Source organism: Streptomyces sp. NBC_01335 (assembly GCF_035953295.1).
Classification (GTDB): Bacteria; Actinomycetota; Actinomycetes; order Streptomycetales; family Streptomycetaceae; genus Streptomyces.
Genome location: NZ_CP108370.1, coordinates 5,707,542 through 5,731,182, shown reverse-complemented (window position 1 = coordinate 5,731,182; position 23,641 = coordinate 5,707,542). Strand labels below are relative to the sequence as shown.

22 protein-coding genes are annotated in these 23,641 nt (G+C 71.9%); 6 read left to right on the top strand and 16 right to left on the bottom strand.

Annotated elements, in window-relative coordinates:
• Positions 1 to 138 precede the first annotated feature (138 nt).
• Positions 139 to 912 carry a hypothetical protein gene (locus OG599_RS24795; RefSeq protein WP_327178178.1) on the top strand — a complete coding sequence of 258 codons (774 nt, stop codon included), beginning with the start codon at positions 139 to 141 and terminating at the stop codon, positions 910 to 912.
• Positions 913 to 950: 38 nt separating this feature from the next.
• Here the strand turns inward: OG599_RS24795 and cimA are convergent, their stop codons facing one another.
• From cimA to OG599_RS24780, 3 genes are all read right to left on the bottom strand, one after another.
• Positions 951 to 2,558 carry a citramalate synthase gene (gene cimA, locus OG599_RS24790; RefSeq protein WP_327178177.1) on the bottom strand — a complete coding sequence of 536 codons (1,608 nt, stop codon included), beginning with the start codon at positions 2,556 to 2,558 and terminating at the stop codon, positions 951 to 953.
• Between the two features lie 276 nt (positions 2,559 to 2,834).
• A complete protein-coding gene (locus OG599_RS24785) occupies positions 2,835 to 4,172 on the bottom strand; it encodes an MFS transporter (protein WP_327178176.1) in 1,338 nt (445 codons plus the stop codon).
• A gap of 260 nt (positions 4,173 to 4,432) precedes the next feature.
• Entirely contained in the window at positions 4,433 to 4,630 is a 198-nt protein-coding gene (locus OG599_RS24780) for a CsbD family protein (RefSeq protein WP_327178175.1), read from the bottom strand.
• Between the two features lie 160 nt (positions 4,631 to 4,790).
• Here OG599_RS24780 and OG599_RS24775 point away from each other — a divergent pair, with 160 nt between their 5' ends.
• A complete protein-coding gene (locus OG599_RS24775) occupies positions 4,791 to 5,441 on the top strand; it encodes an HAD family hydrolase (protein WP_327178174.1) in 651 nt (216 codons plus the stop codon).
• Positions 5,442 to 5,554: 113 nt separating this feature from the next.
• On the opposite strand, the gene OG599_RS24770 is transcribed toward OG599_RS24775, so the two are convergent.
• Both OG599_RS24770 and OG599_RS24765 read right to left on the bottom strand, forming a co-directional pair.
• Positions 5,555 to 6,493 carry a phosphotriesterase family protein gene (locus OG599_RS24770; protein WP_327178173.1) on the bottom strand — a complete coding sequence of 313 codons (939 nt, stop codon included), beginning with the start codon at positions 6,491 to 6,493 and terminating at the stop codon, positions 5,555 to 5,557.
• A 32-nt stretch (positions 6,494 to 6,525) separates the two neighbouring features.
• On the bottom strand, positions 6,526 to 6,984 hold the full coding sequence (locus OG599_RS24765; protein WP_327178172.1) for a carboxymuconolactone decarboxylase family protein: 459 nt from the start codon (positions 6,982 to 6,984) through the stop codon (positions 6,526 to 6,528).
• An 81-nt stretch (positions 6,985 to 7,065) separates the two neighbouring features.
• Between OG599_RS24765 and OG599_RS24760 the strand changes: the two genes are divergently transcribed.
• Positions 7,066 to 7,623, top strand: a complete 558-nt coding sequence (locus OG599_RS24760) for a CGNR zinc finger domain-containing protein (RefSeq protein ID WP_327178171.1) — start codon at positions 7,066 to 7,068, stop codon at positions 7,621 to 7,623.
• Between the two features lie 114 nt (positions 7,624 to 7,737).
• Here the strand turns inward: OG599_RS24760 and OG599_RS24755 are convergent, their stop codons facing one another.
• Together OG599_RS24755 and OG599_RS24750 are read right to left on the bottom strand one after the other, a co-directional pair.
• Positions 7,738 to 8,829: a branched-chain amino acid aminotransferase gene (locus tag OG599_RS24755; protein WP_327178170.1), complete on the bottom strand. Its 1,092-nt coding sequence runs from the start codon at positions 8,827 to 8,829 to the stop codon at positions 7,738 to 7,740.
• 253 nt (positions 8,830 to 9,082) lie between these two features.
• Positions 9,083 to 10,123, bottom strand: coding sequence for a 3-isopropylmalate dehydrogenase (locus OG599_RS24750; RefSeq protein WP_327178169.1), 1,041 nt, complete (start codon positions 10,121 to 10,123; stop codon positions 9,083 to 9,085).
• A gap of 129 nt (positions 10,124 to 10,252) precedes the next feature.
• On the opposite strand from OG599_RS24750, the gene OG599_RS24745 reads away from it, so the two are divergent.
• The gene (locus tag OG599_RS24745; RefSeq protein WP_327178168.1) at positions 10,253 to 11,848 is read left to right on the top strand and encodes a purple acid phosphatase family protein; all 1,596 of its coding nucleotides are present in this window, start codon (positions 10,253 to 10,255) and stop codon (positions 11,846 to 11,848) included.
• Between the two features lie 99 nt (positions 11,849 to 11,947).
• On the opposite strand, the gene OG599_RS24740 is transcribed toward OG599_RS24745, so the two are convergent.
• From OG599_RS24740 to OG599_RS24720, 5 genes are all read right to left on the bottom strand, one after another.
• Entirely contained in the window at positions 11,948 to 12,079 is a 132-nt protein-coding gene (locus OG599_RS24740; protein ID WP_327178167.1) for a hypothetical protein, read from the bottom strand.
• A gap of 625 nt (positions 12,080 to 12,704) precedes the next feature.
• Positions 12,705 to 13,769 (bottom strand): iron-siderophore ABC transporter substrate-binding protein, encoded by a 1,065-nt coding sequence (locus OG599_RS24735; protein ID WP_327178166.1) that lies wholly within the window; start codon positions 13,767 to 13,769, stop codon positions 12,705 to 12,707.
• Positions 13,770 to 13,868: 99 nt separating this feature from the next.
• Complete coding sequence (locus OG599_RS24730; RefSeq protein WP_327178165.1) at positions 13,869 to 14,699, bottom strand: ABC transporter ATP-binding protein; 831 nt, start codon at positions 14,697 to 14,699, stop codon at positions 13,869 to 13,871.
• Positions 14,700 to 14,769: 70 nt separating this feature from the next.
• Positions 14,770 to 15,873 (bottom strand): FecCD family ABC transporter permease, encoded by a 1,104-nt coding sequence (locus OG599_RS24725; protein WP_327178164.1) that lies wholly within the window; start codon positions 15,871 to 15,873, stop codon positions 14,770 to 14,772.
• Positions 15,870 to 16,940: a FecCD family ABC transporter permease gene (locus OG599_RS24720; RefSeq protein ID WP_442809533.1), complete on the bottom strand. Its 1,071-nt coding sequence runs from the start codon at positions 16,938 to 16,940 to the stop codon at positions 15,870 to 15,872. Before OG599_RS24720 ends, OG599_RS24725 begins: the two co-directional genes overlap by 4 nt.
• A 338-nt stretch (positions 16,941 to 17,278) precedes the next feature.
• Between OG599_RS24720 and OG599_RS24715 the strand changes: the two genes are divergently transcribed.
• Positions 17,279 to 17,875, top strand: coding sequence for an MSMEG_1061 family FMN-dependent PPOX-type flavoprotein (locus OG599_RS24715; RefSeq protein ID WP_442809709.1), 597 nt, complete (start codon positions 17,279 to 17,281; stop codon positions 17,873 to 17,875).
• 261 nt (positions 17,876 to 18,136) lie between these two features.
• Here the strand turns inward: OG599_RS24715 and pruA are convergent, their stop codons facing one another.
• Together pruA and OG599_RS24705 are read right to left on the bottom strand one after the other, a co-directional pair.
• Positions 18,137 to 19,768 (bottom strand): L-glutamate gamma-semialdehyde dehydrogenase, encoded by a 1,632-nt coding sequence (gene pruA / locus OG599_RS24710; protein WP_327178162.1) that lies wholly within the window; start codon positions 19,766 to 19,768, stop codon positions 18,137 to 18,139.
• Positions 19,769 to 19,816: 48 nt separating this feature from the next.
• Positions 19,817 to 20,743: a proline dehydrogenase family protein gene (locus OG599_RS24705; RefSeq protein ID WP_327178161.1), complete on the bottom strand. Its 927-nt coding sequence runs from the start codon at positions 20,741 to 20,743 to the stop codon at positions 19,817 to 19,819.
• Between the two features lie 238 nt (positions 20,744 to 20,981).
• Between OG599_RS24705 and OG599_RS24700 the strand changes: the two genes are divergently transcribed.
• Complete coding sequence (locus OG599_RS24700; protein ID WP_327178160.1) at positions 20,982 to 22,127, top strand: PucR family transcriptional regulator; 1,146 nt, start codon at positions 20,982 to 20,984, stop codon at positions 22,125 to 22,127.
• Positions 22,128 to 22,241: 114 nt separating this feature from the next.
• Here the strand turns inward: OG599_RS24700 and OG599_RS24695 are convergent, their stop codons facing one another.
• Positions 22,242 to 22,781: a hypothetical protein gene (locus OG599_RS24695; protein WP_327178159.1), complete on the bottom strand. Its 540-nt coding sequence runs from the start codon at positions 22,779 to 22,781 to the stop codon at positions 22,242 to 22,244.
• A complete protein-coding gene (locus OG599_RS24690; RefSeq protein ID WP_327178158.1) occupies positions 22,778 to 23,482 on the bottom strand; it encodes a hypothetical protein in 705 nt (234 codons plus the stop codon). Before OG599_RS24690 ends, OG599_RS24695 begins: the two co-directional genes overlap by 4 nt.
• Positions 23,483 to 23,641: the final 159 nt, after the last annotated feature.

Sequence of the window (23,641 nt, the reverse complement as noted above, 5' to 3'; positions counted from 1 at the left end):
ACCGCCGGGACCGGGCGCACCTCGGCCCCGGCGGTCGGGGTTGCCGGACTCCGGCAACCCCGACCGCCCGCAGACTGCCGTTGACGTGCGTGTATTCCTGTCTCTGACTGAAGGATGCTCAGGAGGAGGGGGTACGTCATGACAACGACGCGGGCGAGGGCTCACAGCACGAACGGACAGCCGCACCAGAAGGATGCCGACCGGCGGTCCACGGGGCGGACGCGGCTCGCGGGCGTGCTGATGATCCTGCTGTCCCTGATGTCGGCGGCGGGCTGTTACGTGGTGTTCTCCTGGTGGCTGCCCTCCGACGGCGAGCGCCTCCAGGACTACCGCGCGGCCGAGTCCTGCTCCTCCCGCACGGTGCGGCAGGGGCCGGCGGACTGTCTGAGTGCCTTGCGCCTCACCGTGGAGAAGACGGAGAGGAAGAACGGGGGGAAGAGCTGGTACTACGAGGCGACCCTGACGGATGAGGACGGCTGGCGGGGAAGAGTGCAGGCCGGCGGCAAGGAGGGGCCGCTCCTGAGAGAGCTCGCACCCGGCGACCAGGTCACGGCCACCGTCTGGCGGGGCGACATCGTGGTGGTCAGCAAGGACGGCGAACGGCAGAACACCCCGGACGCGCCCCGTGACGAGCTTCAGATGAACACCGCCGTCGGCGTGTTCGCCGCGCTCCTCGCGGCCCAGGCCTTCGTGTTCGGGGCGGTGCGTCTCGCCCGGCCCCGCGCCTACCGGTCCTACCTGTGGTACCCGGACGGCAATACGCTGCTCACCATCAACTTCGGGATCTGCTTCGCGGTGGGTCTGCTCGCCGTGTGGATCGGCACCCCGACGTGGACGGTGCCCGCCGTCGCCGTACCCCTGGCAGCGACCGCGGCGGGGGTGACGCGGTATCGCGCGCGGCAGAGGCGGTGAGTGTGCCGCCGGACGTCCGGCGGCACACTCCGCATGCCCTACTCCGTGGGCTCGATCCCGGCCCGCAGCAGACCGAAGGTGTACGCGTCCTCCAGTGCCTGCCAGGACGCGGCGATGACGTTCTCCGCGACTCCCACGGTCGACCACTCGCCGGCGCCGTCGCCCGTGGTGATCAGCACCCGGGTGGTGGACTCGGTGCCGGTACGCCCCTCCAGGATGCGGACCTTGTAGTCGACCAGTTCCAGCTTCGCGAGCTGCGGGTAGATCCGCTCCAGCGCCACCCGCAGCGCCCGGTCCAGGGCGTTGACGGGGCCGTTGCCCTCGGCGGTGGCGACGATCCGCTCGCCCTTGGCCCAGAGCTTCACGGTCGCCTCGTTGGCGTGCACCCCGTCGGGGCGGTCCTCCACGATGGCCCGCCACGACTCGGTGCGGAAGTAACGCGGGGCTGTGCCGGCGACCTCGCCGCGGAGCAGCAGTTCGAAGGAGGCGTCGGCCGCCTCGTAGGTGTAGCCCCTCAGTTCGCGCTCCTTGACGCGCTCGACGACCCGGCCGATCAGCTCGCGGTCGCCGCCGAGGTCGATGCCGAGCTCCTTGCCCTTCAGCTCGATCGAGGCGCGCCCGGCCATGTCGGAGACGAGCATCCGCATGCTGTTGCCGACGAGCGCGGGGTCGATGTGCTGGTAGAGGTCGGGGTCGACCTTGATCGCGGAGGCGTGCAGCCCGGCCTTGTGGGCGAAGGCCGAGACGCCCACGTACGGCTGGTGGGTGGAGGGGGTCAGGTTGACGACCTCGGCGATGGCGTGGGAGATGCGGGTCATCTCGCCGAGCGCGCCCTCGGGGAGCACCTTCTTGCCGTACTTCAGTTCCAGGGCGGCGACGACCGGGAAGAGGTTGGCGTTGCCGACGCGTTCGCCGTAGCCGTTGGCGGTGCACTGGACGTGGGTGGCGCCCGCGTCGACGGCGGCCAGGGTGTTGGCGACGGCGCAGCCGGTGTCGTCCTGGGCGTGGATGCCGAGCCGGGCGCCGGTGTCGGCGAGCACGGTGGAGACGACGGCCTGGACCTGGGCGGGGAGCATCCCGCCGTTGGTGTCGCAGAGGATGACGACGTCGGCGCCGGCCTCGGACGCGGCGCGGACGACGGACTTGGCGTACTCGGGGTTGGCGCGGTAGCCGTCGAAGAAGTGCTCGCAGTCGACGAAGACCCGGCGGCCCTGCCCGCGCAGGTGGGAGACGGTGTCGCGGACCATCTCCAGGTTCTCGTCCAGGGTGGTGCGCAGGGCGAGTTCGACGTGGCGGTCGTGGGACTTGGCGACCAGGGTGATCACCGGGGCGCCGGAGTCGAGCAGCGCCTTGACCTGCGGGTCCTCGGCGGCCTTGCCACCGGCCCGGCGGGTCGCGCCGAACGCCACGAGCTGGGCGTTGGCGAAGGTGATCTCCTGCTGGGCGCGGGCGAAGAACTCGGTGTCCCGGGGGTTGGCGCCGGGCCAGCCGCCCTCGATGAATCCGACGCCGAAGTCGTCCAGGTGCCGGGCGATGGTCAGCTTGTCGGCGACCGTCAGGTTGATGCCTTCACGCTGTGCACCGTCGCGCAGGGTGGTGTCGAAGACATGGAAACTGTCGTCGGTGGCGGTGGCCTTGGTGGTCATGCTGATGCGACTCCTGTCGGATGAGTGGATCCGGACGATCGGGCTCCACTTGCCCCCATCATCCCGCGCACGCCGTCCAGGCCAGGGTGGGGGCCGGAAAACGAAAAAACCCCTCGCTGGTGCGAGAGGTCTGCGCGCGGGTCTGGGGCACGGTGAGCGTGCCGTACGTGGTGGTACGGGACGTCACTGCGGACCGGCGCGCCTGCTGCCAATAATCGTGGACAACGAGGACACGGGAGCAGTTTCGCACAGCACCGCCCCCGTGACGGGCCCGTCTCAGAATGCGGTCGTGACGCTCGTCTCGCCCGGGGCCCGGCCCGGGGCGCTCCCGGCCGCCTCCCCCGCGCCGATCCGGTGCAGGTCCAGATCGCGCGTCTCCCGCATGCTCAGGTAGACGACGAGCGAGACGGCCGCGCAGCCGGCCACGTACCAGAAGTACCCGGACTCGGCGCCCGCGTCCTTGAACCAGAGCGCGATGTACTCGGCCGTCCCGCCGAAGAGCGCGTTGGCGACGGCGTACGGGAGCGCCACCCCCAGCGCGCGGACGCCGGTGGGGAACAGCTCGGCCTTCACGCAGGCGTTGATCGAGGTGTAGCCGGTGACGACGACCAGGGCCAGCAACGAGAGCCCGAGGGCGGGCCAGAAGGTCCCGGCGTGCTTGAGCATCATCATGACCGGCACCGTCAGGAAGGTGGAGCCGACGGCGAACGAGATGAGCAGCGGGCGTCGCCCGATCCGGTCGGAGAGCATCCCGGCGAGCGGCTGGAGGCACATGAAGACGAAGAGCGCGCAGAAGCTGACGAGGGTGGCGGTGGACTTCTCCATCCCGGCGCTCTTGGAGAGGAACTTCGTCAGGTACGTGGTGTACGTGTAGTACGCGACGGTCCCGCCCATGGTCAGCGCGACGACGAGGAACGCCTCGCGCCGGTGCGCCCACAGGGCCTTGAGGGTGCCCCGGTCGGCGTCCTCGGCGGCGCCGGACTCCGCGTAGACCTCGGTCTCCAGCATGGTGCGCCGCAGGTAGAAGACGACGGCCGCGCCGAGCGCGCCGACGACGAACGGCACCCGCCAGCCCCAGTCGTGCAGGGCGTCCTCGGAGAGGGTGTGCTGGAGGAGGATGAGGAGCCCGAGCCCGATGAGCTGACCGGCCGTCATGGAGACGTACTGGAAGCTGGAGGCGAACCCGCGCCGGTCGGGCCGCGAGGCCTCGGTGAGGTAGGTGGCGCTGGCCGCGTACTCACCGCCCACCGACAGGCCCTGGAGCAGCCGGGCCACCATGAGGACGGCGACCCCGCCGTACCCGGCGACCGCGTAGGTCGGGGCGACGGCGATGAGGATCGCGGAGGCCGACATCAGCGTGACGGTGAGGGTCAGCGCGGCCTTACGGCCCCGGCGGTCGCCGATCCGGCCGAGCAGCCAGCCGCCGACCGGCCGCATGAAGAACCCCACGGCGAAGATGCCCATGGTGTTCATCAGGTTCGCGGTCCCGTTGCCCTCGGGGAAGAACGCGTCCGCGAAGTAGACCGCGAAGGTCGCGTACACGAACCAGTCGAACCACTCGACCATGTTCCCGGCCGAACCGACCCAGATCTTCTTCCACTGCTCTCGTCCCATGGTCGGCCACCGTGCCGCACGCCCGGGAGCGCGGACAAGGGAGCGGAGGGCAACGATCCGGATTACTTGCGTACGTTGCGTACACCGGCAGAGGGACGGCTCGCGTCCAGCAGTGGCGCACGGAGGTGCCGGAGGCACTCGCCGGCTTCCGCCGATCACCGACCGGACGTACCGCTGGCGCTGATACGGCGCCGCACGCCGTGAAAGCCGACGGGCCCCCGCCCAGGGAAGGGCGGGGGCCCGGAGGGTGAGTACCGGACTCACTCGTCGTCGGTGATCAGCGGGTCCTTCGGGCCGGACTTGTCGCGCAGGTTCTTCCGCGCGTCGCCCACGGCGTCCTTCGCGGCGCCCTTGGCCTGGTCGGCCTTGCCTTCGGCGACCTTGCCCCGGTTGCCGGTCATCTTGCCCATGGCTTCCTTGGCCTTGCCCTTGACCTTGTCCTTGCTTCCGTCAGTCACGGGGCCTCCTCGGATGGACGAACCTTCCACTGCCAACGTAGGTCACCTCGGCAGTACCTGCAGGACAGCGCCTGCCCGTGGGGCTCCGTGCGAAACAGGTGACGGCGGGGGCAGCCGCGGCCGGAGTCCGCCGCCCCTCCCGCCCAGTAGGGTCGGCCCGGTGATCGAGACCATCGTCTTCGACGTCGGCGAGACGCTGACCAACGACAACCGGTACTGGGGCTCCTGGGCGGACTGGCTGGACGTCCCCCGGCACACCATGAGCGCCCTGGTGGGGGCGGTGGTGACCCAGGGCCGCGACAACTCCGACGCGCTGCGCCTCGTCCGCCCCGGCATCGACGTCGGCGCCGAGTGGCGGGCCCGGGAGGCGGCCGGCCGGGGCGAGTACCTGGACGAGTCGGACCTCTACCCGGATGTGCGTCCGACCCTGGGCGGCCTCCGCGAGCTGGGCGTCCGCGTGATCGTCGCGGGGAACCAGACGGCCCGCGCCGGGGAGCTGCTGCGGGCGCTGGACCTGCCCGCCGACCTCGTCGTGATGTCCGAGGAGTGGGGCGCCGCCAAACCGGACCCCGCCTTCTTCGCCCGGGTCCTCGGCGTCTGCGGCACCCGCTCCGAGAACACCCTGTACGTCGGCGACCACCCGGCCAACGACGTCTTCCCCGCCCACGCGGCGGGCCTGCTCACCGCCCACCTGCGGCGCGGCCCCTGGGGCCACTGGTGGGCCGACGACCCGGCCTGCCGCGCCACGGCCGACTGGTCGGTCGACTCGCTCGGTGACGTGGCGGAGCTGGTGCGGGGGGAGCGGGAGTAGGCGGGGCGTCCGGGGCGCCCCGAGCACCCGACGTACCGGGCGACCGAGGAGGGCCGGGCGGTACGTACGCCATCGCTACCGGCAGCGGTTTCCGCAGGGCCCGGATGCGCGGATCAGCCGCGCTCCGCAGGCGTGGGGGGCATCCCCGGCGATGGCCGTGCGGGGCCCCGCCAGTGTGCCGCGAAGGCGTGGGCGGGGTTCTCGACGAAGATCGCACGGGCCACGTCACTGCCGATTTCCAGGGCGATGCGGGGAGCAACCCCTTCCAGGAGGTGACGCATTCCTGGCCCGTCCGCCGACGAGCGGGCCGACGCCACCACGGTGTCGCCGCCGATCAGCACGCGGTCGGCATGCCCGGCGTCGGCGAGTGCCGCCACGCACGCCACCAGTCGGTGGTCACCGGCGTGATGGGCCCGGGAGGGTCCGTCGAACGCCAGGTACGCCCCGGCTTCCGCGACACGAAGGTGGACAGCGGGATCGGGGTAGCGGAGAAGGTGGCCCAGGATCACCCGGTGGGCCGGTACGCCGTGGTCCGCACAGAGGAGTTGGAGGGTTTCCAGGGCTGCGGTGCCGCCCTCCAGGTGGACGCCGATCGGTGCGCCGGTGGCGTGATGGGCCGTCGCCGCTGCGGCCATCGTCCGGCGAGCGTGCTCGTCCAGGCGGTGGAAGGCACCGGCGACTTTGATCAGGCCCGCTCTCACCGGGCTCCGGGTGAGTTCCCGGACGAAGAGTTCCGCCAACTCGTCGACACCGTGCGCGAACCGGTCGCCTTCGTAGTGTTTCGCCTGATGCAGGCCGGTCGCCGCGATCAGGTGGACGCCACTGTCGCGGGAGAGCGCGGGAAGGACGGACAGCCGCCGTCCCATACCCCAGGGCGTCCACTGCACCATGGCCCGTCCCCCGGCCTGCGCGAAGGAGTCCAGTTCCGACCGTGCCGCCGCGGTGTCGTCGAGCTCCTCGCCGGGAAGGCGCGGGCTTCGCAGGAACAGGTGGTCGTGTGCGTCGCAGACGCCCAGGTCACCGGGGTCGATGTCGCCGAGTACGGTCCTCACCGTCCGTCCCGCCACGGGGTGCGTCACCTCACTCACCGGAGGTCGCTCCGGTCCGCTTCGTGCGGGGCCGCACTGTCCTCCAGTGCCGCGGCGGCGACCCGCAGGCCGGCCAGCGCCTTGGGAACGCCGACGTAGGGCGCCAGGTGGACGAAGACCTCCACCACCTCCTCGGGCGTCAGACCCACCCGCAGCGAGGTGACGACCTGCCCGGCCAGCTGCGGATCGACGCCGCCGAGCGCCGTGAGCGCCCCCAGGTTCACCAACTGGCGCTCGCGCGGCGAGAGTCCGGGGCGTTGATAGGTGCCGCCGAAGAGGGTGGTGATCAGCCAGTCGGGAAAGCCCGGAGCCACCTCCTCCAGCCAAGGGAAGAGCGACCGGGTCGCGGGGTCCTGGAGGGTGTCGAGCGTCCGATGGCCCGCCTCTCGGTCGAGAACGGCAGTGGTCAGCCGCTCGGAGAGGGGCACGGGGTCGACAGGTCCGGAATCGGCCATGGTCGGTCTCCTCGTCAGTACGTAACGGTCAAGGCGTTACGACGCTAACAGACGTAACGCTTGAGGCGTTACACTCGGACCATGGCCACCGACGACCCGCACAGCTTCCGCTTCGACTGTGGCGCCACCTGGCTCAACCTGCTCGCCACACGGGGCCGCGCCTTCGGTAGCCACCCGGTCGAACGCCTCGGCTCCGCGGATCTGCTGGCGGAATGGCTGAGGATGAGCGAGCTGGCGCCGCACCGCAGGCCCACGCACGCCGACCTGGAACACACGTGGCGACTGCGGGAGTGCCTACGCGCCCTGGCCCTTGCCACCACCCAGGGCCGTACCCCTCCGGATGAAGCGGTCGCCGAGTTGAGCGACTTCATCGCGGCCGACGACCCGGTGGAACTCACCGGCGGCGACCGCCTGCGCCGCAGCTCGCCGGCCACCGCCGGCGAAGCACTCGTCCGCATCGCGCGGCAGGCCGCGGACCACCTGACCGGCGCGGACCGGACCGGACTCAAGGTGTGCCCCGAGGACGACTGCCGGGGCGTTTTCACCGATCCCGCCGGCCGCCGCCGGTGGTGCCCCTCCCCGGCGTGCGCCAGCCGCGGACGGGTCCGCGCGCACCGCGCCCGGCGGGCGGCGCCCTGAGCTCAGGCGCGGAACCCTCCTGCACCGCCACCGCGCGCGCAGCACGAAGGCCGCGCCCGGAAAAACCCGGGCGCGGCCTTCGTACGTACTGCGTGTGCGGTGGAGGCAGGGGTGTCAGTCGCCCAGGGGGTGCATCCAGCCGTGGGTGTCCTCGGCGATGCCGCGCTGGATGTCCAGGAGGCGGTCGCGGAGCTTCATGGTGGTCTCGCCGGGGGTGCCGTCGCCCTGGGTCCACTCGCCGCCGGCCGACTTCACGGTGCCGACGGGGGTGATCACGGCGGCGGTGCCGCAGGCGAAGACCTCCTTGAGGGTGCCGTTCGCGCTGTCCTCGCGCCACTGGTCGATGGAGACCCGGCCCTCCTCGGAGGTGTAGCCGAGGTCGCGGGCGACGGTGAGGAGGGAGTCACGGGTGACGCCGGCCAGCAGGGAGCCGGTGAGGGCGGGGGTGACGATGTGGTTCTCGTACACGAAGTAGAGGTTCATCCCGCCGAGCTCCTCGACCCACTTGTGCTCCACGGCGTCGAGGTAGGCGACCTGGTCGCAGCCCCTGGCGGTGGCCTCGGCCTGGGCGAGCAGGGAGGCGGCGTAGTTGCCGCCGGTCTTGGCGTCGCCCATGCCGCCGGGGACGGCGCGGACGCGGTCCTCGGAGAGCCAGATGGAGACGGGCTTCACACCGCCGGCGAAGTAGGCGCCGGCCGGGGAGGCGATGACGAGGAAGAGGTACTCGTTGGCGGGCTTGACGCCCAGGCCGACCTCGGTGGCGATCATGAACGGGCGGAGGTAGAAGGACTCCTCGCCGCCGTGCGCCGGGACCCACGCCTTGTCCTGCTGGACCAGCAGGTCGCAGGCCTCGATGAAGGTCTCCACCGGCAGCTCGGGCATGCCGAGGCGGTGGGCGGAGCGCTGGAAGCGCTTGGCGTTGGCCTCGGGGCGGAAGGTGGCGACGCTGCCGTCGGGCTGCCGGTACGCCTTCAGGCCCTCGAAGATCTCCTGCGCGTAGTGCAGGACCATCGTCGCGGGGTCGAGGGAGAGCGGGGCGTACGGGACGAGCTGCCCGTCGTGCCAGCCGCGGCCTTCGGTCCACCGGATGGTGACCATGTGGTCGGTGAAGTGGCGGCCGAATCCGGGGGCGGCGAGGATCGCCTCGCGCTCCGCGTCGGACAGCGGGGACGAGGTGGGCTTGAGCTCGATGGTGGGCGTCGTCATGAGTGCGTGTCCTTCACGTATCTGTGTGTGAGGGACCGTGCTGCCGCCCGCTCCCGCCCGCAAGTGCGAACAAGTGCGAGGACGTCCGAGCATTGCCGCGAGCTGCGGCCCCACGTTCGATTATCGCTCGTGGAGGGCCGGGCACGAAATGGCACGGTTTACGGTCCCGGGGTCGATGGGAATACCCGGGGCCGCACAGGGGGAAGCCGCCGGGTGATGGTCCGACCCGGCGGCTTCCTGGAGAGTCGTCGGGTCAGCCCGCTACGCGTACCGCGAGCGCGTCGCCGATCTCGTCGGTGGTGCGGGTGATCCCGTCGCGCTCCGCGAGGTCGGCGGAGACGGCTGCCTCGATGCGCGCGGCCTCGGAGTCGTAGCCGAGGTGGCGCAGCAGGAGGGCGACGGAGAGGATCGTGGCCGTGGGGTCGGCCTTGCCCTGGCCGGCGATGTCGGGGGCCGAGCCGTGGACGGGCTCGAACATCGACGGGAAGGCGCCGGTCGGGTTGATGTTGCCCGAGGCGGCCAGGCCGATGCCACCGGTGACGGCCGCGGCGAGGTCGGTGAGGATGTCGCCGAAGAGGTTGTCGGTGACGATGACGTCGAAGCGCTCCGGCTGCGTGACGAAGAAGATCGTCGCCGCGTCGACGTGCAGGTAGTCGGTGGTGACCTGGGGGTACTCGGCGGCGACCTTGTCGAAGGTGTTCTTCCACAGGTGCCCGGCGTAGACGAGGACGTTGTTCTTGTGGACCAGCGTCAGCTTCTTGCGGGGGCGGGCGGCGGCGCGGTCGAAGGCGTCGCGGATCACGCGCTCGACACCGTACGCGGTGTTGACGCTGACCTCGGTGGCGACCTCGGCGGGGGTGCCGGTGCGCAGCGAGCCGCCGTTGCCGGTGTAGGGGCCCTCGGTGCCCTCGCGGACGACGACGAAGTCGATGTCGGGGCGGCCGGCCAGCGGGGTCGCGGTGTTCGGGAAGAGCTTCGACGGCCGCAGGTTGATGAAGTGGTCGAAGGCGAAGCGCAGCTTCAGCAGGAGCCCGCGCTCCAGCACGCCGGACGGGACCGAGGGGTCACCGATCGCGCCGAGCAGGATGGCGTCGTGGCCCTTGAGGGAGTCGAGCTCCGCGTCGGGGAGGGTTTCACCCGTGCGGTGCCAGCGCTGGGCGCCAAGGTCGTACTCCTTGGTCTCCAGCTTCACATCCTGCGGGAGGACGGCGTTGAGGACCTTGAGGCCCTGGGCAACGACTTCCTGGCCGATTCCGTCACCGGGGATCACTGCGAGATTGATGCTGCGAGACATGACGGCACTTTAGCCATACGTCCCACCCCATGACACGCACCGTCCACTATACGGACACATGGTGAGCTGTACGCGTGCCGTTCACCTCGTGGACGGGATCAGGCAACTCCGAAAGTGGATGTTCTGGCCATGGACATCCCTCGCTTCGGAATCCCCGAGAAGCTCGCCGCCCGCATGAGCATGGCGGAGCAGCACGAGTACCTCCGCACCAAACTGACGCGCCGCGGCATGCTGCGTACGAGCGTGGCGACCGCCGCCGTCGCCGGCGCGGGCATGGGCACCGGCCTCCTCACCGCCGCGCCCGCCGCCGCGCACTCCTCCTCGGCCCACGGCTCCCCGACGGTCCTCACCTCGCGCTCCACCACGCAGGTGGACGGCTCGCTGGTGGCGCCGTTCGGCCGTCACCTGGCGTACGGCGCCGACCCGAAGACGCAGATGAGCGTCTCGTGGCAGGTCCCGTTCGCCGTGAAGCGCCCGTACATCCGCATCGGCCTCAAGCCGTGGTCGCTGAGCCGCCGCATCGACGCCGAGGTGCGCCACCTCACCACGCCGACGCTGAACAACGGCGCGATCGCCGCCGCCGAGCAGTTCTACGTGCACGCGAGCCTGGAGCGCCTGCAGCCCGGCACGACGTACTACTACGGCGTCGGCCACGACGGCTTCGACCCGGCCGACACCCGCAACCTGGGCTCGCTCGGTACGTTCACCACCGCGCCCTCGCGCGCCGAGAACTTCACCTTCACCGCCTTCGGCGACCAGGGCGTCAGCTACCACGCCCTCGGCAACGACCAGCTGCTGCTCGGCCAGAACCCGGCCTTCCACCTGCACGCCGGCGACATCTGCTACGCCGACCCGTCGGGTTCCGGCCAGGAGACCGACGTCTACGACGCGCGCACCTGGGACCAGTTCCTGGCCCAGACGGAGACCGTCGCGAAGACGGTGCCGTGGATGGTGACGACCGGCAACCACGACATGGAGGCCTGGTACTCCCCCGACGGCTACGGCGGCCAGAACGCCCGCTGGACGCTGCCGGACAACGGCCCCGACCCGGTCGGCCTGCCGGGCGTGTACTCCTTCGTCCACGGCAACGTGGCCGTCGTCGCCCTGGACGCCAACGACGTCTCGAACGAGATCCCGGCGAACCTCGGCATCAGCGGCGGCAAGCAGACGAAGTGGCTGGACCGCCGCCTCGGCGAGCTGCGCGCCCGCAGGGACGTCGACTTCGTGGTGGTCTTCTTCCACCACTGCGCCTTCTCGACCACCAACGCGCACGCCTCCGAGGGCGGGGTCCGCGAGGCGTGGGTGCCGCTGTTCGAGAAGCACCAGGTGGACCTGGTCATCAACGGCCACAACCACGTGTACGAGCGCACGGACGCGATTCTGAAGAACGTGGTCTCCCGCAAGGTGCCGATCGGCGAGCGCACGGACCCGACCCGCGACGGCATCGTGTACGTCACGGCCGGCGGCGCGGGCAAGTCGCTCTACAACTTCCCGGCCCCCGACACGTACGAGGGCCACGTCCACGACCAGGAGAGCGTGGACACGTACTACGTGGCCAAGGGCGGCGTCCACGCGGCGGAGACCGTGGAGTGGTCCCGCGTGCGCTACACCGGCTACTCGTTCCTCGCGGTGGAGGTCTCGGTCGGTACGCACCCGAAGATGAAGGTCACCGCCCTCGCCGAGTCGGGCGAGCGCATCGACCACTTCGAGGTCAGCCGCGGCTGATCCGCAGCGCCCGCCACGGCCGCCATGGGCCCGGGGGCCTTCGCCGTCTTCCGTCCGCCGTACGGCGGAGGGCGGCGGGAGCCCCCGGGCCCCACGGGTTCAGTGGCCGGTGACCCCGCCGTTGTCGCGGCGGTCCAGGGCGCGCTGGAGGGCCGCGGCGGCGTTCTTGCGTTCGGCTTCGGTGGGGCGGGGGGTGTGACGGACGCGACGGCGGACGGTGGTCTCTGCCATGGGGGAACGCCTCCTGGGAATCACGGGTGACACGGGGACATCACGGACTTGCGGCTCACGGGCTCTACGGCTCACGGACGGCGCCGGCCGCGCGGAATCGCACACGGAGGCCGGGCCGTGTTCCAGGGGTACGGCGGCGGGCGATGATCTGCCGCCGGGTACGACGGAACCAGGTGGAAAAGCCGGAAGGTACGGGGGCGGACGCCGCAGGGGTGGCCTGCATCGGGCGAACCCGCTCACCACCAGTCGCTGGTAGAAGCGAATCGTTCGGCTCCTACAACGCTAGGACACCTGGGCCGCTCTGTCCCCACAATTACTCGGACTTCCTACTATCTGAGACGGCCCGGTCCGCGCCGACGGCCCGCGACTCCCGCACGAGCGCCCGCATGGGACGGGATCGCGCCTGGTCAGCGGTGGCGAGGCAGCCGACCGGGCCGGGCGGGCGGCCCGGTCCGAGCGGGATGACGGCCACACGAGCGGGCGGGCCTTCGTGCGACATGTCCGGCATGATCACCACGCTCGGTCACGAGGGACGCCGGGGCGTACCGGAAAAACGGACCGGGCCGGTGGGACGGGCACGACCGTGCGCCCGTCCCACCGGCCCGGAGACCTGGCGGGGTACCGCTTACTTCTTGACGTACTTCGCGAACTCCGGCACGACGTGGTCGATCGCGTAGGAGGTCGAGAGGATCGAGTCGGTGGCGAACGCCTGGCTCAGACCGCCCTGGTCGAAGACCATCGCGTGGCCGTCGGCGACCGCGGGGATCTTCTTGTACAGGGCGTCGGAGGTGACCTGGGCGGGCTTGAGGCCGATCGGCGCGGTGACGATCAGGTCGGCGTCGAACTGGTCGAGGTTCTCCTCGGAGACGCTGACCGAGAACGCGTCACCGGCCTGCTTCTCGATGACCGGGTTGTTCTTGAAGCCGAGCCGGTCGATGAAGTCGACGCGACCGGTGCCCGAGACGTACGCGCCCCAGCCGACCGAGGTCTTCGACGCGAGGGTGACCGTCTTGTCCTTGAACTCGGGGTGCGCCTTCGCGGCGGCGGCGAACTTGTCCTCGACGCCCTTGATCAGCTTGTCGCCCTCGGCCTTCTTGCCGAGCGCGGTGGAGACCATCTTGGTCTGCTGCTCCCAGGACAGCTTGTACTGGTCGCCGCCCTTCGGGACGCCGATGACCGGGGCGATCTTGCTGAGGGTGTCGTAACGGGTCTGGTCACCGCTGGACTTGGTGTCGAGGATCAGGTCGGGCTTGAGGGCCGCGATCTTCTCGTACTCCGGCTCCATGGTGCCGATCTTCTCCGGGCTCTTGGTGTAGAGGCCCTTGGCCCACGGGCCGACACCGTCGCCGCCGAAGGCCAGCCAGTCGCTCTCGCCGACGGGCTGGACGCCGAGGGCGAGCGCGGTCTCCGCGTCGCCCCAGCCGAGCGCGACGACCCTCTTGGGCTGCTCCTTCACCGTGATGGAGCCGAACTTGGTGTCGACGGACACCGGGAAGGCGCCGGCCGAGGCGGAGGCGGTGGACGACGCGTCCTTGGCGGAGTCGCCCGAGTCGTCGGAGGAGCAGCCGGTCGCGCCGATCAGCACGGCGGCGAGCGGAAGCGCCAGCAGGCCGAGGGAGGCGCGGGACCGGGTGGGGGTACCGGAACGACGGGCGAGAGGGTTCCGGAGACGCACGTTCTTCATGCCCATGAGGTTAGCCTAACCTTATTCACGTATCGCGCAGGGGGCCCCAAAAGTGCAATTCCCTCTGATTCGGGGCGGGTTGAACCCCAGAGACCGAAGCGCCCCTCAGGCGACGGGTACGTCCTCGCGCGCCGCGTCCGGCACGTGGTGGCGGCCGATCGGCACGATCATCGGGGTGCCGGAGGCCGGGTCGGGGACGACCGAGCAGCGCATCCCGAAGACCTCGGTGACCAGTTCCTGGGTCACGATCTCGGTGGGGCGGCCCTCGGCGACGATCCGGCCGTCCTTCATCGCGACCAGGTGATCGGCGTACCGGCAGGCGAGGTTCAGGTCGTGCAGCACGGCGACCATGGTCACCCCGCGCTCCCGGTTGATGTCGGTGAGCAGGTCGAGGACGTCCAGCTGGTGGCTGATGTCGAGATAGGTGGTCGGCTCGTCGAGCAGTAGCACGTCGGTGTGCTGGGCGATCGCCATGGCGATCCAGACACGCTGGCGCTGGCCGCCGGAGAGCTCGTCGACCGGGCGTTCGGCGAGTTCCAGCACGTCGGTGGCGACGAGCGCCTCGGCGACCGCCGCGTCGTCCTCGGCGGTCCAGGAGCGCAGCCAGCCCTGGCGCGGGTAGCGGCCCCGGCCGACCAGGTCGGCGACGGTGATGCCCTCGGGGGCCACCGGGGTCTGCGGGAGGATGCCGAGGATTCCGGCGACCGCCTTGGTCGGCATCGACCGGATGTCCTTGCCGTCCAGCAGGACCGTGCCCGCCGAGGGGGCGAGCAGCCGGGCGAGGGAGCGCAGCAGGGTGGACTTGCCGCAGGCGTTGGGGCCCACGATCATCGTCACGCCGCCCGGCGGGATGTCGAGATCGAGGTCCTTGACGATGTCCCGGCTGCCGTATCCGAGGCGCAGTCCGCGCGCTCCCAGGCTGTGTTCCGCGCTCATGCGGCACTCCCCTCCTTCTGGTCGTTGCCGGCCCTTGCCGGACCTGCGTGCGAGGCCGGACGCGGGCGGGTCATCCGCCCTGTCCCGAACGGTTGGCGCGGATCAGCAGCCACATCAGGTACGGGGCGCCGATCATGCTGGTGACGACGCCGACGGGGAGCTGCCCGGAGGCGCCCATCGGCAGGTCGACGAGGTCCAGTGCGTGCTGTGCGGCGAAGTCGGCGACCAGCACCAGCAGCGCCCCGGTCAGCCCGGAGGCGACCAGTGAGGCGCCGCGCCCGGGGGCCAGCCGGCGGGCGACGGGCGCGGAGACGAAGGCGACGAACCCGACCGGTCCGGCGGCGGCGGTCGCCACCCCGGCCAGCGCGACGGCGCAGCAGAGCAGCTGGAGCCGGCCCCGCTCGGTGCGGGCGCCCAGGCCGGCGGCGGTGTCGTTGCCGAGCTGGAGTACGGGCAGCTGCCGGGCGGCCAGGAAGAGCAGGGGCAGCAGCACCACGAGCGCCCAGGCCAGGGGTCGCAGCAGGTCCCAGGAGCGGCCGTTGAGGCTGCCGGTGAGCCAGAGCAGCGCCGACTGCGCCTCGGTGACCTCGGAGCGGGTCATCAGGTACGAGATCACGCTGGACAGCCCGGCGCCGATCCCGATGCCGACGAGGACGAGCCGGGCGCCGCTCACTCCGCGCCGCCAGGCGAGCGCGTAGATCAGCGCGGCGGTGAGCAGGGCTCCGGCGAGCGCGAACAGGGAGAGAAGGACCCCGCTGACCGCGAAGAGCGAGGAGGCGAGGACCGCGGCGACGGAGGCACCGGAGCTGATGCCGATGACGTCGGGGCTGGCCAGCGGGTTGCGCAGCAGGCTCTGGAAGACCGCGCCGGAGAGCCCGAAGGCGATCCCGACCAGGACGGCCATCAGGGCGCGGGGCATCCGCAGCTCGCCGACGATGAACCAGGTCGCGGCGTCGGCCCGCCCGGTGAGGGCGGCGAACACGTCGGAGAGCGGCACCGCCATGTCCCCGTACGCCAGCGAACCGCACAGGGCGGCGACGGTGGCGACGGCGAGGACCGTGCAGACCAGGAGGTAGCGGGCGCGGCCGTTGCGGCGGACCCGGACGACCTCGCGTACGGCGAAGGCCCCGGCGACGGCTTCACCGGAGGGCGCGGTGGTGGCGGGGGCGGTCACAGTTCCACCAGCTTCCTGCGGCGCACCAGGATCACGAAGGGGATGCACCCGATGACGGCGGTGACGATGCCGACCTGCACCTCGGCGGGGCGGGCGACGAGGCGGCCGACGATGTCGGCGACGAGCAGCAGGATCGGGGCGAGGACCGCGCTGTAGGCGAGGACCCAGCGGTTGTCGGGGCCGGTGATGAGCCGGGCGGCGTGCGGGACGACCAGCCCGACGAACCCGATGGGCCCGGCGATCGCGGTGGCCGCGCCGCAGAGCAGGACCACGGCGACGGCGGCGGTGGCGCGGGCCAGGCCGACCCGCTGGCCGAGGCCGCGGGCCACGTCGTCGCCGAGGGCGAGGGCGTTGAGCTGGGGGCCGAGGGCGAGGGCGAGGAGGGTGCCGACCACGATGAACGGCAGTACCTGCCAGAGCGCGTCGGTCTCCCGGCCGGAGAGCGAGCCGACCTGCCAGAAGCGGAACTGGTCGAAGGTCTTGCTGTCGGTCAGCAGCAGCGCGGTGGTGAGTGAGCCGAGGAAGGCGGTGGTGGCGGCTCCGGCGAGCGCCAGTTTGACCGGGGTGGCGCCCTCCCTGCCGATCGAGCCGACGCCGTAGACGAAGAGGGCGGCGAGCAGTGCGCCGCCGAAGCCGAACCAGATGTACTGCCCGGGGGCGGTGAGGCCGAGGACGCCCATGGCGAGGACCACGGAGACGGAGGCTCCGGCGTTGACGCCGAGCAGGCCCGGGTCGGCCAGGGGGTTGCGGGTGACGCCCTGCATGAGCGCTCCGGCGAGGCCGAGGGCGACACCGGCGAGGATGCCGGCGCAGGTGCGCGGGATGCGGACCGTCCGGACGATGACGTCGGTGCGCCGGGCGTCGTCGGGGCTGACCAGGCCGTGCCACACGTCGGCGAGGGGTACGTGCCCCGATCCGACGGCGAGGCTGACCGCGGCGATCAGTACGAGGACCACCAGCCCGGCCACGAGGCCGGCGGCGAGTGCGGGGCGTGAGCCCTTGCGGCGGACACCACCGGCCGGCGGGGCGGTGCGCGCCGTCGGCAGAGTGGCGGAGGCCGGGTTCACCGGGCACCTGTCGCGGTGGCCGGTATCGCGTCCGGCATCGTTCGCTCCTCAACGGCTCCGCGTGAAGCCGGCATCCGGTTCCACGCAGGGGGAATGCCCGCCAGGAGATCACCCGAGGGCCTACAGTAAGGTGACCCTAACATCGTAAGGGTGTACGGAAAAAACCGGTCCGGGTCGAAATGGCCCGGGGCCCGACCGTCCGGATCCGGCCACCCATGCGTGCCGGCGAGGGCGACCTCCGCCCGTGCGTATCGCCACAGGTCACCTGCCAGGAAGTCGTCTTGAGCCTCACCGCAGCGCCCGCCGCCGTTCCGTCCGCCGCCGATCCGCGCCCCACCGTGCCGTCCGACTCCGTCCCGCCCGGCGTCGTCGCCCCGCGCGCGCCGCTCGCCCCTCTCGGCCGTGACGGCTGGGTCGAGCTCACCGCCCCCGGGGAACTGACCGAGCTCCTCGGCGCCCCGCACCCGATCGTCATCGAGAAGGTCCACGACCGACTGACGGAGGAGGACCTCCGGCTCATCGGCCAGTCCCCGCTGTGCACGGTCGCCACCTCGGACGCGGCGGGCAACTGCGACGCCTCGCCGAAGGGCGGCGAGCCGGGCTTCACGCTCGTGCTGGACGAGCGCACCCTCGCGCTGCCGGACCTGCCGGGCAACCGCCGCTCGGACGGCTTCCGCAACATCCTGCAGAACCCGCACGTCGGCCTTCTCTACTTCATCCCCGGCGTGATGGACGTGCTCCGCGTCAACGGCCGCGCCCGGGTCCTGCGGGACGCGCCGTTCTTCGACGAGCTGGCGGACGCGAAGGGCGCCCGGCCGCGGCTGGCGCTGCTGGTCGAGATCGACGAGATATTCCGGCACTGCCCCGCGTCCCTGCGCCGCTCCGGCGTCTGGCAGCCCGGCACCTGGAGTGCGGCGCCCGAGCAGCGCGGCTGACGCCACGGGCCGTACCCGTACATCTGCCACCGCACCCCCTGACCGCGCACAGGTCGGGGGGTGCGGTGCGTCCCGGCCCGTTCGCGACCCGACCCGTTCGCGGCCGGGGCCGTTGGTGGACGCACGCGGGTGGGCGCAGGCCGGTGGGCGCAGGCCGGTGGGCGCAGGCCGGTGGACGCAGGCCGCCCCCGTCCGGCAGGGGGGGTGCCGGACGGGGGCGGGGTTCTGGGCGGGGCGCCGGTGTGCGGCGCCCCGGGGGCGTCAGCCCTGGTGGGGGTAGGTGTACTCGGTCGGCGGGACCAGCGTCTCCTTGATGGCGCGGGTCAGCGTCCAGCGCTGGAGGTTCTGCGGGGCGCCGGCCTTGTCGTTGGTGCCCGAGGCGCGGCCGCCACCGAAGGGCTGCTGGCCGACGACGGCACCGGTCGACTTGTCGTTGATGTAGAAGTTGCCCGCCGCGTAGCGGAGCTTCTCCATCGTGTGGGCCGCGGCGGCGCGGTCGTTGGCGATGACGGAACCGGTCAGGGCGTAGTCGGAGACCGACTCCATCTGGTCCAGCATCGCGTCGTACTGGTCGTCCTCGTACACGTGCACGGCGAGGATCGGGCCGAAGTACTCGGTCGTGAAGACCTCGTTCTCCGGGTCGGTGCACTCGATGACGGTCGGGCGGACGAAGTAGCCCACCGAGTCGTCGTAGCTGCCGCCCGCGACGATGGTGCAGGTCGGGTCGGCGGCGGCGCGGTCGATGGCGGCCTTGTTCTTGGCGAAGGACCGCTCGTCGATGACGGCGCCGATGAAGTTCGACAGGTCGGTGACGTCGCCCATGGTGATGGCGTCGACCTCGGCCGCGAACTTCTCCTTGAAGCCGGAGTTCCAGATGGAGGCCGGGACGTACGCACGCGAGGACGCGGAGCACTTCTGGCCCTGGTACTCGAAGGAGCCGCGGGTCAGCGCGGTCTTCAGTACGGCCTGGTCGGCCGACGGGTGGGCGACGACGAAGTCCTTGCCACCGGTCTCGCCGACGAGCCGCGGGTAGGTGCGGTAGTTGGCGATGTTGTTGCCGACGGTCTTCCACAGGTGCTGGAAGGTCGGGGTCGAGCCGGTGAAGTGGATGCCGGCCAGGTCGCGGTGGTTCAGCGCGACCTCGGAGACGGCGATGCCGTCGCCGGTCACCAGGTTGATGACGCCCTTGGGCAGGCCGGCCTCTTCCAGGAGCTGCATCATCAGCACGGCGGCGTGGGTCTGCGTCGGGGACGGCTTCCACACGACGACGTTGCCCATGAGCGCCGGGGCGGTCGGCAGGTTGGCCGCGATGGCGGTGAAGTTGAAGGGCGTGATCGCGTAGACGAAGCCCTCCAGCGGGCGGTGGTCCATGCGGTTCCACACGCCGGTGGAGTTGGCCGGCGGCTGCTCGGCGAGGATCTGGCGCGCGTAGTGCACGTTGAAGCGCCAGAAGTCGACGAGCTCGCAGGGGGTGTCGATCTCGGCCTGCTGGGCGGTCTTGCCCTGGCCGAGCATCGTGGAGGCGGCCATCGTCTCGCGCCACGGGCCGGAGAGCAGCTCGGCGGCGCGCAGGATGATCGCGGCGCGGTCGTCGAAGGCCATCGCGCGCCAGGCCGGGGCGGCGGCGAGCGCGGCGTCGATCGCGTCCTGGGCGTCCTGCTCGGTGGCACCGGCGAAGGTGCCGATGACGGCGCGGTGGTTGTGCGGCTGCACGACGTCGACGCGGGCGCCGCCGCCCATCCGCTTCTCGCCACCGATGGTCATCGGGAGGTCGATCGGGTTCTCGCCGAGCTCCTTGAGCTTCGCCTCCAGGCGGGCGCGCTCGGGGGTACCCGGGGCGTAGGAGTGGACCGGCTCGTTGACCGGCGCGGGGACCTGGGTGACAGCGTCCATGAGTGCCTTGTCTCCTTGGTTCGTCGGGGTGGGGGGTGGGAGCCGGACTCAGCCCTTGGTGAGGATGGAGCGCGCGAAGAAGAGGAGGTTGGCCGGCTTCTCCGCGAGGCGGCGCATGAAGTAGCCGTACCAGTCGGTGCCGTACGCGGTGTAGACACGCATCCGGTGGCCCTCGGCGGCGAGGCGGACGTGCTCGTCGCTGCGGATGCCGTAGAGCATCTGGAACTCGTACTCGTCCAGCTTGCGGCCGGCCTGGCGGCCGAGTTCCTGGGCGATGGCGACGAGACGCGGGTCGTGCGACCCGATCATCGGGTAGCCGTCGCCCTCCATGAGGATCTTCATGATGCGGACGTACGCCTTGTCGATCTCGGCCTTGTCCTGGTACGCGACGGAGGCGGGCTCCTTGTACGCACCCTTCACGATACGCACGCGACTGCCCGCGGCGGCGAGCCGGCGGGCGTCGTCCTCGGTGCGGAACAGGTACGCCTGGATCACGCAGCCGGTCTGCGGGAAGTCCTTCCGCAGCTCCTCGTGGATGGTGAACATCGAGTCGAGGGTGGTGTGGTCCTCGGCGTCCAGGGTGACGGTGGTGCCGATGGCGGCGGCGGCCTCGACGACCGGGCGGACGTTCGCGAGGGCCAGCTCGTGGCCGTTCTCCAGCGCCTGGCCGAACATCGAGAGCTTGACGGACATCTCGGCCTTGGCGCCGAGGTCCAGGTCCTTCAGGCGGCCGACCAGCTCCAGGTAGGCGTCGCGCGCGGCGGCGGCCTCGGCGGGCGTGGTGATGTCCTCGCCGACCACGTCGAGGGTGAGCTCCAGGCCCTTGTCGACGGATTCGCGGACGACGGGCAGGACGTGGTCGACGTTCTCACCGGCGATGAAACGGTCGACGACCTGCTTGGTGCCCGGTGCGGCCGAGATGAACCGGCGCATCCGGTCGCTGCGCGACGCGGCGAGAATCACGGGACCCAGCACGGGGCACCTCCACGAAAGTACTGATGATCGGCTGCATGGACGGCTGTACGAGTGGCTGCGGACGGCTGTGCGCGTACGGGCCGGTACGGGCGAAAACCGTCGAACCGGTCCGGACCATGACAGCACGGAGAACCACGGTGAAATCTATGGATTGCACCGAACGTGTGCCATCGACAGCTGTCACGCATCTGTGCTCGCCACCTCAGACATATGTCTGAACGGATGCGAGAATGGCGGGATGAAAGGCGACTACCAGGAACTCGTCGACGAGATCTCCGGACTGCTGAGCGCCCCGGCCACCCTGGAGAACCGTGACTTCGGCCTGATCGCCTTCGGTGTGCACGACAGCGACGACGACACCGCCATGGACCCCGTCCGCACCCGGTCGATCCTGACCCGCCGCTCCACCCCCGCGGTACGCGCCTGGTTCGAGGGGTTCGGCATCACCCGGGCGACCGGCCCGGTCCGCATTCCCGCGGGCCCGGAGGCCGGGGTCCACCTCAGCCGGATCTGCCTCCCGGTCCGCCACCGGGGCGTGGTGCTGGGGTACGTATGGCTGCTGGACGCCGAACCGGGCCCGACCGACGAACGGCTGGCGGCGGCCATGGAGGTGGCGGACCGGATCGGGGCGCTCCTCGCCGACGAGGCCCGGGCGGGCGCGGACCTCTCGCGCGAGCTGGGCGCCGCCCTCACGGCGGGGCACGGCTGGCAGCGGGACATGGCGCTGACCGCGCTCAGGGAGGCGTTGGGCGCCGACGCCGACGGGCTGCACGCGGTGGTCTGCGTCTCCCCGTGGACGGCGGAGGACACCCCGTCGGCGCGTACGGTCCCCTCGGCGGCGGCGCTCACCGTGGTGGCCTCGCCCGGAGCCGACACGCTCTGCCTGGCCGCGCTCGTACGGCTCCGTTCCCCGGACACGCCCGGTCCGGCGAACACCGCCGCCGACCGGCTCCGCGCCGAGGCGGGCGGGGCCGCGACCGCCGGGGTCGCCGTACCGCGCCGGGGTCTGGCCGAGCTGACCGACGCCTGGCACGAGGCGGTGTCGGCGGCCCGCGCGGCGGCGGCCGAGCCCCGGTTCGGCCCGGTCGCCCCGTGGTCCGGCATCGGCCCGTACCGCCTGCTGACCGCCCTGCCCCGCACCCCCGCAGGACCCGACCCCTCGGTGGCCGCCCTGCTGGCCCCGGCCCACGCGGAGCTGGCCCGCACCGCGGAGACCTTCCTCGACCTCGCGGGCCAGGCGAGCCGGACGGCGGCCGAACTGGGCATCCACCGCCAGACGCTGTACTACCGGCTCTCCCGGGTCCAGCAGCTCACCGGCCTCGACCTGGGCGACGGCGAGGACCGGCTGCTGCTGCACATGGCGCTGAAGGCGGCCCGGCTGTGAGGAAGGCCCGGCGCTGGGGCCGGTACCGGGCGGTCAGCCGTCGCCCCGGTCCGCCTCGCCCGGGTCAGCCGGCGGCCCGGCTCCGCTGGTTGGTCCGGTCAGCCGTGCCCCCGGTCAGCCGTCGTCCCGGTCCGCGTCGTCCCGGTCCGCCTCGACGACGGGCGCCCCGCTGACCAGCGCGACCATCACCAGGGGCGCGTCCCCGTCGCTGTGGCCGACGCTCACGCCCACCCAGCGCTCGCGGCCGGGCAGCGGACCCCAGACGCTGAGGTCGCCGTAGCAGTCCTGACCGAGCAGGGCCGCGTGGAGCGGGGGCAGGGGCAGCCCCGCCTGTCGGCGGAACAGCGCGGGGTGCATCGCCACCTGGCTGTGCGGCCCCCACCGGACATCCAACTCCGCCACGAGCGCGTCGAGTTGCCGCCGGGCTGCACCCTCCGCGTCGGTCCAGTCGCTCCCGTACGCGCCGGTGAGGTCGTCGCTCTCCCAGAGCGGGACGATCCGGAAGCCCTCCCCGGTGGTGGCCCGCCACTCCCCCGTCACCGGGTCGCCCTCACCGAGGGTGGGCCCCGCCGGGGGTACGGGCCCCGCCGCCAGCGCCGTCACCTCGGCCACGGCCCGCCCGGTGTCGAAGGGCTCCCCGGCGCGGACGCTCACAGCGCCGCCCGGTCCAGCGGGCGGGGCAGCGGCCGGAGCGCCCCGGCCGCGCCCAGCGCCTCGTACGCGGCGACCACCTCGGGCGCGCCCCCGAGGGAGAGCAGGAGACCCCCGCCGGGCAGCTCCTCCCGGCCCACCCCGATCCCGTCCGGGACCAGCGCGGCCCGCACGGGAGAGAGGTAGCCGTACCGGCCCACGACCGGGTCGCCGACCGTGTAGCCGGCCTCGTCCTCCAGGGCGTCGAGGAGGTCGTCGTCGCTGACGTCGCCGAAGTCCGGCTCCCAGGCGCGTGCGAGAGCGGCGAGCAGCTCGCCCTCGGGCACCTCGGCGCCGTCCGGTGCGTCGACGGCCGCCACGACGGACTGGAGCAGGAACTCCGGTGCGCCGCCCGCGAGTCCGCTGATCTCCACCCGAACTCCGTTGGCCGGGGCGGCGATCAGCCGCAGCCCGGTGCCGACCCGGTCGGACCAGTCGTCGGCGGCGCGCGCCTCCCGCAGGACCTCGGCCAGCGGCTCCCGCCCCGGGGCGAGCGGGGCGTCGTCGGCGCCGGACGCCCGCACGCGCCGCCACGCCCAGCCGGGCCCGGCCGCCGCTTCCCCGAGCAGCCCGGCCACCTGCTGGAGCGTCACCTCCCAGCGCTCGGACAGCTCTTCGACGGATTCCACCCGGGGGCCCCAGAATCCCCGCACCACACGCCGCATCCGCTTCCTCCACAGCCGGTTCCCGAGGCGTCGCCCCGTACCCGACGCCGCTCGCGTCAGCAGGCTAGCGCCTCGGACCGGGCCCGGTCCGGACAGAACTGCGCCCAGGGCCTCAAAGGCCCAAGGACCTGTCCGGGCGATCGTCGTGGTGGCCAACCA